The sequence below is a fragment of the Niallia oryzisoli genome (genome assembly GCF_036670025.1).
Taxonomy (GTDB): domain Bacteria; phylum Bacillota; class Bacilli; order Bacillales; family Cytobacillaceae; genus Bacillus_BD; species Bacillus_BD oryzisoli.
This window is the reverse complement of the sequence record NZ_CP137640.1, coordinates 1,647,458-1,659,422: the sequence shown is the minus strand read 5'-3', so window position 1 is coordinate 1,659,422 and position 11,965 is coordinate 1,647,458. Positions and strand designations below refer to the sequence as shown.

Annotated in this window: 16 protein-coding genes; 7 read left to right on the top strand and 9 right to left on the bottom strand. The window is 36.2% G+C overall.

Annotated features, from left to right (window positions below; genetic code table 11):
• Positions 1-38: 38 nt before the first annotated feature.
• A complete protein-coding gene (locus R4Z09_RS08365) occupies positions 39-554 on the bottom strand; it encodes a hemerythrin domain-containing protein (protein ID WP_338451868.1) in 516 nt (171 codons plus the stop codon).
• Positions 555-828: 274 nt separating this feature from the next.
• On the opposite strand from R4Z09_RS08365, the gene R4Z09_RS08360 reads away from it, so the two are divergent.
• The 3 genes from R4Z09_RS08360 to R4Z09_RS08350 all read left to right on the top strand — a co-directional run bounded on the left by R4Z09_RS08360 (position 829) and on the right by R4Z09_RS08350 (position 4,505).
• Positions 829-1,071: an aspartyl-phosphate phosphatase Spo0E family protein gene (locus R4Z09_RS08360; RefSeq protein ID WP_338451867.1), complete on the top strand. Its 243-nt coding sequence runs from the start codon at positions 829-831 to the stop codon at positions 1,069-1,071.
• A gap of 478 nt (positions 1,072-1,549) precedes the next feature.
• Positions 1,550-2,596, top strand: coding sequence for an acyltransferase family protein (locus R4Z09_RS08355; RefSeq protein WP_338451866.1), 1,047 nt, complete (start codon positions 1,550-1,552; stop codon positions 2,594-2,596).
• A gap of 166 nt (positions 2,597-2,762) precedes the next feature.
• The gene (locus R4Z09_RS08350; protein ID WP_338451865.1) at positions 2,763-4,505 is read left to right on the top strand and encodes a B12-binding domain-containing radical SAM protein; all 1,743 of its coding nucleotides are present in this window, start codon (positions 2,763-2,765) and stop codon (positions 4,503-4,505) included.
• Positions 4,506-4,551: 46 nt separating this feature from the next.
• Here the strand turns inward: R4Z09_RS08350 and R4Z09_RS08345 are convergent, their stop codons facing one another.
• Positions 4,552-4,713 (bottom strand): hypothetical protein, encoded by a 162-nt coding sequence (locus R4Z09_RS08345; protein WP_338451864.1) that lies wholly within the window; start codon positions 4,711-4,713, stop codon positions 4,552-4,554.
• Between the two features lie 3 nt (positions 4,714-4,716).
• Positions 4,717-4,878 (bottom strand): hypothetical protein, encoded by a 162-nt coding sequence (locus tag R4Z09_RS08340; protein ID WP_338451863.1) that lies wholly within the window; start codon positions 4,876-4,878, stop codon positions 4,717-4,719.
• A 160-nt stretch (positions 4,879-5,038) separates the two neighbouring features.
• On the opposite strand from R4Z09_RS08340, the gene R4Z09_RS08335 reads away from it, so the two are divergent.
• Positions 5,039-5,383 carry a DUF3905 domain-containing protein gene (locus R4Z09_RS08335; protein WP_338451862.1) on the top strand — a complete coding sequence of 115 codons (345 nt, stop codon included), beginning with the start codon at positions 5,039-5,041 and terminating at the stop codon, positions 5,381-5,383.
• A 51-nt stretch (positions 5,384-5,434) separates the two neighbouring features.
• Here R4Z09_RS08335 and R4Z09_RS08330 read toward each other — a convergent pair whose 3' ends face one another.
• Complete coding sequence (locus R4Z09_RS08330) at positions 5,435-7,582, bottom strand: DNA topoisomerase III (RefSeq protein WP_338451861.1); 2,148 nt, start codon at positions 7,580-7,582, stop codon at positions 5,435-5,437.
• 446 nt (positions 7,583-8,028) lie between these two features.
• On the opposite strand from R4Z09_RS08330, the gene cspD reads away from it, so the two are divergent.
• Complete coding sequence (gene cspD, locus R4Z09_RS08325; protein WP_019155915.1) at positions 8,029-8,229, top strand: cold-shock protein CspD; 201 nt, start codon at positions 8,029-8,031, stop codon at positions 8,227-8,229.
• Positions 8,230-8,270: 41 nt separating this feature from the next.
• Here cspD and R4Z09_RS08320 read toward each other — a convergent pair whose 3' ends face one another.
• Both R4Z09_RS08320 and R4Z09_RS08315 read right to left on the bottom strand, forming a co-directional pair.
• Positions 8,271-8,474, bottom strand: coding sequence for a zinc-finger domain-containing protein (locus R4Z09_RS08320; protein ID WP_338451860.1), 204 nt, complete (start codon positions 8,472-8,474; stop codon positions 8,271-8,273).
• 27 nt (positions 8,475-8,501) lie between these two features.
• Positions 8,502-9,158, bottom strand: coding sequence for a reverse transcriptase-like protein (locus tag R4Z09_RS08315; protein ID WP_338451859.1), 657 nt, complete (start codon positions 9,156-9,158; stop codon positions 8,502-8,504).
• Positions 9,159-9,354: 196 nt separating this feature from the next.
• On the opposite strand from R4Z09_RS08315, the gene R4Z09_RS08310 reads away from it, so the two are divergent.
• The gene (locus tag R4Z09_RS08310; RefSeq protein WP_338451858.1) at positions 9,355-9,744 is read left to right on the top strand and encodes a reverse transcriptase-like protein; all 390 of its coding nucleotides are present in this window, start codon (positions 9,355-9,357) and stop codon (positions 9,742-9,744) included.
• 76 nt (positions 9,745-9,820) lie between these two features.
• Here the strand turns inward: R4Z09_RS08310 and R4Z09_RS08305 are convergent, their stop codons facing one another.
• Together R4Z09_RS08305 and R4Z09_RS08300 are read right to left on the bottom strand one after the other, a co-directional pair.
• Positions 9,821-10,093: a DUF6123 family protein gene (locus tag R4Z09_RS08305; protein WP_338451857.1), complete on the bottom strand. Its 273-nt coding sequence runs from the start codon at positions 10,091-10,093 to the stop codon at positions 9,821-9,823.
• A 69-nt stretch (positions 10,094-10,162) separates the two neighbouring features.
• The gene (locus R4Z09_RS08300) at positions 10,163-10,621 is read right to left on the bottom strand and encodes a divergent PAP2 family protein (RefSeq protein WP_338451856.1); all 459 of its coding nucleotides are present in this window, start codon (positions 10,619-10,621) and stop codon (positions 10,163-10,165) included.
• 84 nt (positions 10,622-10,705) lie between these two features.
• Here R4Z09_RS08300 and sspL point away from each other — a divergent pair, with 84 nt between their 5' ends.
• A complete protein-coding gene (gene sspL / locus R4Z09_RS08295; RefSeq protein ID WP_338451855.1) occupies positions 10,706-10,846 on the top strand; it encodes a small, acid-soluble spore protein L in 141 nt (46 codons plus the stop codon).
• A 56-nt stretch (positions 10,847-10,902) separates the two neighbouring features.
• Here sspL and R4Z09_RS08290 read toward each other — a convergent pair whose 3' ends face one another.
• Positions 10,903-11,796 carry a 5'-3' exonuclease gene (locus R4Z09_RS08290; protein WP_338453233.1) on the bottom strand — a complete coding sequence of 298 codons (894 nt, stop codon included), beginning with the start codon at positions 11,794-11,796 and terminating at the stop codon, positions 10,903-10,905.
• Positions 11,797-11,965: the final 169 nt, after the last annotated feature.

Here is an 11,965-nt window from a genome sequence, read left to right as displayed (position 1 = left end):
TCAACATTCTCTTCGGCTTTTTTCTGTTTATAACAAGGTTACTTCGCTACTTTAACAAATAGTTCTTCTTTTTCACTTTCACTGAAAAATCTTTTTCCCATTGGAAATAACACATTTTCTTCTTTCATAAAATGAGACATTAATAATGAATAAACCTCAATAACAGGCTTTGAAAGAGTTACCATTTCATTGTCGGAGACACCATCAGCTGCTTTTGATAAAAAGGATTGAATCAAACCCTTTGCCTGCTCATGCTCATATTCCATTACAGCAATCTGCCCTCCGCTTTTTCCGATATAAGTCTCAAGCATTGGAAAAAGAACGGTCTCTTCTTTTTCTGAATGTGCTTCAAGCTCTTGAGAAAAGGCACTGACTCTTTGAATTAATTGAGCAAATATTGCTTCTTTTTCTGTTTTTTTATCAAGTATTTGAACTGTTTTAAGAAGTTCATCTAATTGCTCCCTAAGACTGGCATGCTCTTCCAATAACTTTTCAAAGCCTTTGCTAAACTCAACCGGCCCATTCCCCATTAATGAACTCATGCATCCTTCCATGATGTAATCCCCTTTCATTGTCGAAATTTCTTTTTTTACTATGTAATAAAAATATAATCCATATGATTTATCATTGTAGTAATGTTTATCACAAGCACAAAAATGAACTTCATATCATTACGTATTCCTTTATCTATGTCGAAACTTTTTTTCTTTGAAAAAAATGTCTAATATTGCGATTCTATTTACAATATTGAAAATTATTGTAATAATTCAACAAGGGTAGTTTATCCATAACTAAAAAAGAGAATTTGTTCGGGCAGGAGGAAGTTCGTTGCAAGACAAGAAAAAGACCATATTGGCTGAAATTCAAAAGAAAAGAGAAAAGATGATAGATTTAGCTCAAGAAAAAGGTCTAACAAATAATGATACCATTAAATGCAGCCAAGAATTAGATCAACTCATATATCAATATCAATCTTCTTTTCGCAAAAACCGTCGGCAAAGAGGTGAAATTAAAAGAAAAAGAAATCTAAAATATATGTTGTTATGGTCAAGAATAGCAGTTACCTCATAACCTAAAAAGAATTCCCCCACTTATCGCAATCCATCTAAAAAAAGTCGAGAAACAGTGTACAAGTACACTTGAATCTCGACTTTTTTCTTATTTAGCATCATAAAAGTGGGTTTTCGTGTTTTGCCTTAAGAATTTGCCAGCTTCTTTCAATTTCTTCTTCATTAGCTGTGACAAATATCAAGCATTATTCAAAAATAATAATGTGTAACAGCTTAAAAATTTTTATAAAATATTAACAACAGGAAAGCTTACTACAATTCCATTATTGTATAACATGGAAATTATTATTATATGACAGTTTTTTAGTGGAGTTTATAAATTTGTTACAAATAGCTGTTTTGATAGTTTTTTTCGCCACTGTATGAGAAAATTTGTTTAGTCTTACCTTAGGGATTATATTTTTTTGTCATTTGGTCTATTATGGATGAGGGTAAAAAAATTCAATTTGAATTACCTAAATGGGGGATTGATAGACTTTATGAAACAGCGTGAATTTTATTTTGATAATGCCAAGTTTATTTTGATTGTGTTTGTTGTATTTGGCCATCTGCTTAGAACATTCATCCATGAAAACGAGATCATTTATTCATTATATAAAGTGATTTATACCTTCCATATGCCGGCATTTATCCTAGTATCCGGATTCTTTGCGAAAGGATTTAGAAAAAAAGGCTATGTGATCAAAATTGCAAAAAAGTTGATCTTGCCTTATCTTGTTTTTCAAACGATTTATTCTTTATTTTACTATTATCTTTATCAAGAACCAGAGTTAACAATTAATCCGCTTGATCCACACTGGTCACTGTGGTTTTTAATCAGTTTATTTTTCTGGAATGTTATGCTGTATGGATTTGCTAGGTTTCATTGGAAGTATTCGTTAACAGTTACGTTGCTCATTGCTCTATTGATTGGATTTGCCGATTCGATTTCCAATTATTTGAGCCTGTCACGAACTTTTGTGTTTTTCCCGTTGTTTTTACTAGGCTACTATTTGAAAAAGGAACATTTCTATCAATTGTTACATGTTAAATTTAAAATTACGGCCTGCATGGTTTTTCTTATGATCTTTACAGGTTTTTACCTTTTTCCGAACTTGGATTATGAATGGTTATTAGGATCAAAACCATATGCAGAAATGGGCGTTGATTCGATTACCGCTATGTTTATCCGGCTTTGTGTTTATGGGTTATGTTTGATCATGATGGCAAGTTTTTTCGCGCTCGTGCCTAATAAACGTTACTTTTTCACCAACTTTGGTAGAAATTCCCTTTATGTATATTTATTACACGGATTTTTCATCCGGTTATTCCGCGTGAGCGATGTCAAAGATTATTTTTCAGATATTGAAAGCTTTCTATTACTTGCATGCATTTCGTTGTTATTAACCTTGATTCTTTCTAGTAAAACCATTACATCGTTTGCCCAGCCGCTCATAGAATTAAAAGTGTCAAAAACAAAAGAAATGCTGCTAAAGCTTTGGTGGATTATGAGGTTTTATAAAAATAAACGCTTGAATCACCACTAAGAGACGAAAAAAGTAAAAAAGCTCTTCCGATTTTTCGGATGAGCTTTTTTTGGCTTTGGATTGTTGGCTATATTGTGTACGGACTTCCAGAAAAATTTCGTTTTTTGCTGATTTTCAGATACAATGGTCATACAGATTATAGAATTACCGAAGGAGTTAAAATGGAATGAATATTATTTGTGCTACGTTAAATGCAAAGTACATCCATACGAATTTAGCGATTCGTTATTTAAAGGCCTATGCACATCCAGAGTATGAAGTGGAACTAGCAGAATATACAATAAAAGATCCAATCATGAATATTGTAACGGATCTTATTCGAAAAAAACCTCATGTCATCGGATTTAGCTGCTATATTTGGAACATAGAAGAAACCATTAAAGTAATCAAGATGATTAAAAAAATAGATCCCTCCATTGTAATCATGACCGGCGGACCTGAAGTGTCCTATGATGTTCAAGAATGGATGAAAAATGTACCGGAATTTGATTTCATTATTATCGGTGAAGGAGAAGAGACCTTTAAGACATTGCTCGGTGAACTAATGAATGAGAAACGATTTGAAGCGGTCCCTGGTATCGCCTACCGTTTGCAGGAACAAGTACATATCAACCATCCGTTACATAAGATTGATTTACGTGAACTTCCGTCACCATACAGATTTGAGGAAGATCTCCCCCACCTCGGTAAACGGATCACCTATATTGAAACAAGCCGCGGCTGCCCATTTAGCTGCCAATTTTGTTTATCTTCGATTGAAGTCGGAGTACGTTATTTTGATCGCGAACAAATAAAAGAAGACATCCGTTATTTACTGAAGAATGGAGCGAAAACCATAAAATTTGTTGACCGTACCTTCAATATCAGCCGAAGCTATGCCATGGATATGTTTCGCTTTTTAATTGATGAGCATGTACCTGGTACCGTGTTTCAATTTGAAATTACGGCCGATATTATGCGCCCGGAGGTAATTGAGTTTTTAAATAAAGAAGCTCCTCCTAATCTGTTCCGTTTTGAAATTGGTGTCCAGTCAACAAATGACTATACAAATGAACTTGTTAAAAGGAAACAAAATTTTGCTAAGTTGGCAAGAACGGTTACCCTAGTCAAGGAAGGTGGAAAAATCGATCAGCATCTTGATTTAATTGCCGGTTTGCCTGAAGAGGATTATGATTCATTTCGAAAAACCTTTAATGATGTGTTTGCCTTTCGTCCGGAAGAATTGCAGCTGGGCTTTTTAAAAATGCTGCGCGGCACCGGGTTGCGAATCCAGGCCGAAGAATATGAATATATTTATAGTGATCATTCACCATATGAAATCCTTGGCAATCGTGTCCTTTCGTTTGATGACATCATCCGGATCAAGCAAGTCGAAGATGTACTTGAGAAATACTGGAATGATCATCGGATGGACCATACAATTGAATATCTTGTCGGCACCGTTTTTCCGTCACCGTTTGATTTTTTCCAAGAGTTTGGAGGCTATTGGGAATCACAGGGCTGGTCAAAGATTGGACATCAATTAGAGGACTTGTTTAAACGACTTGATGAATTTCTCCAAACGTATGGAATTATGGATAAGGAAATCGTGAATGATTTGATGAAATACGATTATCTGGCAAAGCATAAATATAAACCAAGAAAACCATGGTGGGAGCCTGTCCTTTCAAAAACTGAAAGGTCTCAGTTCTATCAGGAAATCATTGAAAATCCGTCACGTCTTGGCGGTCTTGAACTTGAAGAAAAGGATTTATTCAAACATACGATATTAGAGCCTGTTACATTTAATATCGATCAATATTTAAGCAGTGGGAAAATTGAACGGGAACCACATATGTTATTCGTTTATTTCAATCCAAAAAGTGATGTTCCTACACTAATTTCATTGGAATCCCCTTCTGCTCGATGAATAATAGAGGGTGCTGGTTTTAGCAGCACCCTCTATTTTGTTTTAATTATTTTCTTTTCTTAACCTGCTCTTTATTTGTCATAAACGGGATTTCATATTGTTTACTTGCATTCATATCGCCAAATTCCATTCCAAATTCAACATTTGATACTGTTTTCCCTTGATTTTGGGGTGTTTTGTTAATCGGTGTCGTATGATTTAATGGCACGATTTACCCTCTCCCCTCACGGCCTTGTTTTGAGTTACGGTTGGCCCCTTTAACAGGATTTTCACCATGACTAAACTCAGCAGAAAACTCTGTTTCTTGGCGATTTTTTCTTGGTGTTTTGCTATGTTTAACAGCTGCATTATATTCCGCTTTTCGTTTTGCCATTTATATATCCTCCTCAATGTTTATCAAGTTACGTACGCTTTTAATCCATACGTAACAATAAGGATATTTTCTACTCCTCTATAGATTTCATTCAATACAGATGCTTCCTTTATTTTCAGTACATAAATAAAGGTTAACAGTCGAAAATAAAGAAAAAAGGATGATAGAATTGAAAAAAAAACAACGAATCGATATTGATCAAACACTTCCGCATCAAATAAATGCTCCAAGTTTCAAAAATACAGGAATTGACATGCAACCTCCATTTGTTAATTCCTTTGGAGTGACGATTGGTGATAGTAAATACAATTCAAAAAATTCCCCTTTAGAAAATTGGAGCGAGGAAACAGATCCCGCAATCATGGCCGGGAGTGAATGGGTTCATCCCACGAATGATATTGGCTGGAACACAGCTGAAAATAAAGAGATTCTCGAAAACCTAAAGCCTCCTCAGGCAAGCCCCTTTATGCATCCAACAATTGATGTAAGTAAGGACACGGATTAAATGAAAAAAGTTTGATGGCCAAACGAATCGGCCATCAAACTTTAGCTTTTATCACGAAAAAACAAATTGAATTTTTTTTTGCTGCTCATCCCATTTTATTTGGGCGGAAAACTCTTTTTCCTTACCTTTAAACCCTTCAATAACCTCGGTCGAACCTTCAAGCAGCAGCTTTTTTAATTGCTTTTGGGTAATCGCTTTTCCTTTTATTTTCTTGGAAATGGTAAACTGACAGCCGTTTTTTTGGTAGTTTGAACATCCATAAAAACTGCCTTTATCAATTACATTTCCGCCGCATAGTTTACAAGTACCAAGTTTAGCAGGAGCAGATTTTTTAAACTGCCTTGGTACAAAAGACTCTATTATTTCATCATCAAAGCTCCAGTTATTTGATTCAATTACAGTAATTGAAATCAGGTGGGAAATCATCTTATTCGTAAGTTCCATAAAATGCTTAGGCGAGGCTGCTCCCTCTGATATTTCTTTCAGCCGCTGTTCCCATTTTGCCGTCATTTCAGGTGAGGCTAATATTTCATTACCGACAGCTGTAATCAATATTTTTGCTTTCGCGGTTGCATAAACGAGATTTTTCTTAATCTCTATATACTTCCGATCCTTCAACATCGTTATGATACCGGCACGGGTAGCTTCCGTTCCCAGCCCCTCCGTTTTCATTAATACTTTCTCAAGCTCTTTATCCTCCATATGTTTACCAGCTGTCTTCATCAATGTAATTAATTGTCCCTCGGTGTATCGCTTGGGTGGCTGTGTTTTACTTTCTTTCACTGTCACCTTCTGAACACTTCCTTGTTCTCCCTTTTCTAAACTAGGAAGCACAGGGTCCCGCTCTTTCTCATTAGGGGGTATTACCTTTCTCCACCCTTCCTGAAGTTGAACCTTTCCTTTAGAAAGGAAAGTAGCCCGTCCATCCACAAGGGTAGTGACGGTTGTATATTCAGCAATAGATTTTTCATAATGCGCGGCAATGAGGCTTTTGACAACGATATCATATAGCTTTTGTTCATCCGCACTTAATGATGTCGGATTAGGAACTTGTTCCGTCGGTATAATGGCATAGTGATCAGTTACCTTTTTTTCATTTACAAAACGTTTATTCGTTAGGATGGACTCATTCGGTAATGGGAAAAAGTCAGCATATTGCGGAATATGAGCAATTTTTTTCAATATTTCCGGAAACATTTCTGCTTCTCCCTCAGTAACATGACGAGAATCTGAACGTGGATACGACAGAATCCCTTTTTGATAAAGCTTTTGTAACGTATCCAGTGTCTTTTTGGGCGGGAATTTATATAAACGGTTTGCATCAGCCTGCAGAGCCGATAAATTGTATAATAGCGGCGGCAAATAATCTTTTCGCTCAGCTTGGACATCTATTACCTCTGCCGGCTTCTCCTCACAAAATCGTGCAATTTTTTCAGCCATTTCCTGATGTTTAATTCTAGATTCTCCGTCTTGCTCCCATTTTCCCTTGTACTTCTTTCCGTCCATTTTAAAGTCCGCTAATACCTCCCAAAACGGTTCAGATACAAAATCCTCAATTTCCCGCTCACGTTTAACAATAAGAGCAAGTGTTGGTGTCTGCACCCTTCCAACAGAAAATACATCTGAGAAACCTTTTTGTTGAAGTAAAAGACTGTATAATCTAGATGCATTCATACCTACAACCCAATCGGCACAAGCCCTTGTATAGGCTTCATAATATAAATTTCTTGTATCCGATTCAGATAACAAAGACTGAAAGCCTTCTCTTATGGATTTTGGGGTTAGAGAGGATATCCATAATCTTTTCATCGGCAAGCGTGCTTTTGTTAATCGGAGAATATTCCTGACAATAAGTTCACCTTCACGCCCCGCATCTCCTGCATGTATTACTTCGGTGATATCCGGATTAGAAATTAGGCTTTTAATAATATTGAATTGCTTTATTTTATCCTTTGTTACCTCATATTGAAACTGCTCTGGAATCATCGGTAAAGTAGAGAGCGACCATTTTTTCCATTCTGGTACATATTTTTCAGGATTAACTAATTGACATAAATGACCGATTGCCCATGTAACATAAGCACCTTTTTGAAAGATGTCATTTGGGAATATTTCAATATATCCATTTTGTTTTTTATGTTTAAAAATAGAAGCCAAGGTTGTTCCTTGGTCGGGCTTTTCAGCAATAATTAATTTCATTTTGTTATGCTCCTTATAAAACCGTAAATGTAAAGGCGAGCAAACTTTATTTTATACATTAAACGGATCATACGTAAAGGCTAAGATTTATATAAATGAGGAAAAACAAGGAAAGATCTAATAGGAAGAAGCGCGGCAGTATTGTCTTAACATGAACCGGAGAATGGAATGATAATCTATATTCATATTCTAGCAGTAATTTTGGAAATTTGCATATAGAATTATTTGAATTAACATTGTATTTCCTGCTCAATTTACTAGTTGATATTTTGGAAATTATGCACGTAAACCTTGACTGAAAGCGTTTATTCATGTATATTATAGACATCATTTATCAGAATATATTTCCGCTATCACTAGATTTAGCCATTATATTTTGTGCAAATGATAATATTTATTTTTTTAGACGCTCGCACGTCTTGAAAGGCTTAGGAGGAAATGTAAACATGCAAAACGGTAAAGTAAAATGGTTCAATAACGAAAAAGGATTTGGTTTTATCGAAGTTGAAGGCGGAGATGATGTATTCGTACACTTCACAGCTATTCAAGGTGACGGTTTCAAATCTTTAGAAGAAGGCCAAGAAGTTTCTTTTGAAATCGTTGAAGGAAACCGCGGACCTCAAGCTTCCAACGTTGTAAAACTGTAATTATATAATAAATAATGAATTCTAATAAGGCTGACTTTTTGTCAGCCTTTTTTATTTTGGTTCATTTCTTGCGTGAGCTTTTCGCCGCACTGCCTGATTTTTTCGCCTACTGTACAAGTTGAAATACAGAAGCGATGAGCAAAGTTTCTTCCTTTATCTTTGCGATTCTGTTTATACAAAAAACAACCGTTACAGTAGGTATTCATAATAGCTTCGGCTTCATTAATAATTTCCTTCCGCTTCATCTATCCACCACCCTTCGTTTTGCCTGTTCAGATTAATTGCATTTTACTAAAGATCGCTTTTCCTTCCAACGCCTGTGAAGCAAGCTTATCTGCTTCTTTATTTTCACTTCGCGGGATCGGCTGATATCGCGGCTTCAATCCTAAGAATTTTATTTTCTCTTCGATGCGGTCCAGCCAGCGATTTAATTGCTCTTCATAGCACGGCCACTCACCTTCAAGCTGTTTTAGCACACCTTGTGAATCCCCCTTAAAATCACATGGAACCTGATGTACGCCAAGCTCCTCCAATAAATTTAAGGCATAGTAAAGTGCAGCATATTCTGCTTCATTATTGGAATCCATTTCATCAATAAGTTCATTTGCTCGTAAGCGAAATTTCTTTTTACCTTGTCTAAAATAAATCACTGCTCCAAGGCCTGCCTGTGATGTATGGATATTAAATCCTCCGTCAAAATATACCATTACTTCATGAGGATCTTCTTCAATCTCGATGGTTAACTTTTTCATTTCCTTTAAACTCCAAGACTGACCCATTTCATCGAAAAAAGTCAACTCACTGGCTTTACCCGATTTTTCAATGTCCTCGCCTCCAGAAATCGCTAACTCCGAGTCGAGCCAATCAGATGTAAAATATATCCCTTCTTTTCCCTTTAATTTATATACCCATTCTATTTTGTACTTCATAGTGAATCCATCCCCTTCTCATGATTCTTTTCAAGGCTATGTAAGTCCTTCGTTATGTATAATAAATCATTGTTTATTGATCTTTGTTCTTTCATGATTTTGTTAATTAGTTTATACTGTCTTAAGCTAGGAAATGCCATAAAAGGTGAATTTATCAATATTTTTGTCTGAATGTTGTCAGGTTGGGGGTTTTATGATGATAGAAGCTTATTTTGACGGCGCCAGCGCCGGGAATCCTGGGCCAAGCGGTGCAGGTATATTTATTAAAGCGAACGGTCAAGTTGAACGCATCAGCATTCCATTACCGGTAATGAGTAACCATGAAGCTGAATTTCATGCATTTATCGCCGCTTTAGAAATTTGTATTGAAAAAGGCTATAAAACTGTCTCGTTCCGTACCGACTCCGAACTCGTTAATCGGGCCATTGAAAAGGAATTTATCAAAAATAAAACGTTCGCCCCTTTACTTGAAAAAGCACTTACTCTCACAAACGAATTTGATTTATTTTTTCTTAAATGGATCCCAAGCCGTGAGAACAAAAACGCTGATGAACTGGCAAGAAGGGCCATTCATCAAGCTGAATAAGAAGTGATGGAGAAAAGACGTGCCAAAAATTGGCACGTCTTTTCTATGGGTAAAGATAAAACAAGCTACTTATTTACTATGAAATAGCCATTAATTCTCGCTCTTTTAAGAAACGAATAGCAGCTCCGCGTGTACTGATTTTATTTTTTACAAGCATTTCTAATAACGAAATATAGTAACTGCCATCGAACTCTTTTTGCGCTTTTAATGTAAGCTCAATTGCCGTGTTTGTCAGCTCATCCGTTGCTTTTGTATACTGTTTTCCAAAATGGATGAAGCCAATTGCATCCTCTCGCAAATGAAATCCTTTACTTTTAAGAAAATCGACATATTGTGCTACTGTTTTCAAATTGTATCCCATCCCTCTCCCTAACATTTTCCCTTATTCCATAATACTTCAATTTTAGACAAATTTCTATCATTTTTTTGTCATTAAATGTCCTAGTGTTCCTGTTATGATACCAAGAATCGCTCCACCTATGACTTCTTCCGGTTGATGACCAAGCATTTCCTTTAGTTTTTTCGGTGATTTTTCCTCAAATTGCACCTTTTTATTGTGTTGGGCCTTATCTATTAATTCACCCATATCGTTAACCTTTATCGTTAATTCACCCGTTTGGCGCCGGATTCCTTGAGCGTCGTACATGACAATTAGCCCATAAATCATGGAGAGGGCAAAGTCGATCGTTGGAAGTCCTCTTTTTAAGGCAATATAAGTTGTCAGGGATGAAACTCCAGCCGAATGAGAGCTTGGCATGCCGCCTGTTTGAAATATTAAATCCGGTTTCCATTTCCTTGTTTTCACAAAATGTATCGGAATTTTCAAGGCTTGTGCCAAGCCAATACTGATTAACGCAATATATACACCTTTGTTCAAATCCTTTCACCTCACTCTTATTAGTGTGAAGAAGGATGAGTTGAATTATTCTAGTTGGAAATAATAGTAATGGAGGTGAATGAGATGGGTCAAAAAAGGCGTTCAAACCACGGCACAAAAGCACCTGGCGTCAATCCACAAGGATACGGTCAGGATGCTGAATTTGCTGAAGAACCAAAAAGCAAGCTGGAAAATAGAGCGAAAAAGTCAAATACAAAAATATAAATGAAACCCATTCAAAAAAGACAGACAACATTGTCTGTCTTTCCTTCCTATGCTCTTTAATTAGCTATTTCAGTTTCGAAATCGATAAAGCGGTGAAGACCTTTCATTTCCACTTCATTAAATTTAGCCTGAACCTTTTCTAGATTTAGAGCGAATTTCGCTTTATCAAGTTCATATTGAATGGGAACGTCACATTTAATTTCAGCTAGCTTTTTGCTTAAATATAGCATGTCAAGATCGTTCTCAATCTTTGTCTTCTGGGACTTTGATAATTGATTTAAATTTGCTACGACTCCGTCTACATGGTCATATTGCTGCAGCAGCTTTAAAGCTGTTTTTTCACCGATTCCTTTTACACCTGGATAATTATCACTTGGGTCACCCATAAAAGCCTTTAAATCAATCATTTGCTTCGGCATAATTCCTTTTTCTGCAAAGAATGTCTCTTTATTATGAACAAGATAGTTTCCAAAACCCTTTTTTAACAAAATAACCGAAATATGATCATCTATCAGCTGCAAAATATCCTGATCGCCTGTAAGAATTAAGACATTTGCTTCATCTTTTGCCTGACTGGCAATCGTTCCGATACAGTCATCTGCCTCAAACCCCTTCATCCCAATGTTTGGAACATCAAAGGCTTCGACTACTTCTTTTACTAGATCAAACTGGGGAATTAGTTCAACCGGTGCTTCTGAACGATTACCTTTATAATCCTCGAAGATCTCATTGCGGAAGGTTTTACTTCCCATGTCCCAGCACACTGCTACATGGCTTGGTTTAAAGGATGAGACCGCAGTAAAAAAGTGCTTCACAAACCCGTTGACAGCATTAGTGGGAATTCCTTTTGAATTAATCATATACTGTCCTGTAACAGCTGTTGCAAAAAAGGCCCGGAACAAGAGTGCCATTCCGTCAACAAGCATGAATGATGGTTTATTATTATTAATCGTCAATCCTTTCACACTCCTATCAATTCACTAACGTAAACCTAATTATAGCATTAAGGTGGATCGAATGTGCTGGTAATCATCTGGAAGATTGGCTGAATGAGGAAAAACGCATCGTTATTTTGGCAATAAAAAAGTGTCAAATCATATTGACTGACACTTTCTGTCA

Coding starts and splice junctions, on each gene's coding strand:
- R4Z09_RS08365 (WP_338451868.1), bottom strand. CDS start 554: ATGGAAGGATGCATGAGTTCATTAATGGGGAATGGGCCGGTTGAGTTT.
- R4Z09_RS08355 (WP_338451866.1), top strand. CDS start 1,550: ATGAAACAGCGTGAATTTTATTTTGATAATGCCAAGTTTATTTTGATT.
- R4Z09_RS08350 (WP_338451865.1), top strand. CDS start 2,763: ATGAATATTATTTGTGCTACGTTAAATGCAAAGTACATCCATACGAAT.
- R4Z09_RS08340 (WP_338451863.1), bottom strand. CDS start 4,878: ATGGCAAAACGAAAAGCGGAATATAATGCAGCTGTTAAACATAGCAAA.
- R4Z09_RS08335 (WP_338451862.1), top strand. CDS start 5,039: ATGATAGAATTGAAAAAAAAACAACGAATCGATATTGATCAAACACTT.
- R4Z09_RS08330 (WP_338451861.1), bottom strand. CDS start 7,582: ATGAAATTAATTATTGCTGAAAAGCCCGACCAAGGAACAACCTTGGCT.
- cspD (WP_019155915.1), top strand. CDS start 8,029: ATGCAAAACGGTAAAGTAAAATGGTTCAATAACGAAAAAGGATTTGGT.
- R4Z09_RS08320 (WP_338451860.1), bottom strand. CDS start 8,474: ATGAAGCGGAAGGAAATTATTAATGAAGCCGAAGCTATTATGAATACC.
- R4Z09_RS08315 (WP_338451859.1), bottom strand. CDS start 9,158: ATGAAGTACAAAATAGAATGGGTATATAAATTAAAGGGAAAAGAAGGG.
- R4Z09_RS08310 (WP_338451858.1), top strand. CDS start 9,355: ATGATAGAAGCTTATTTTGACGGCGCCAGCGCCGGGAATCCTGGGCCA.
- sspL (WP_338451855.1), top strand. CDS start 10,706: ATGGGTCAAAAAAGGCGTTCAAACCACGGCACAAAAGCACCTGGCGTC.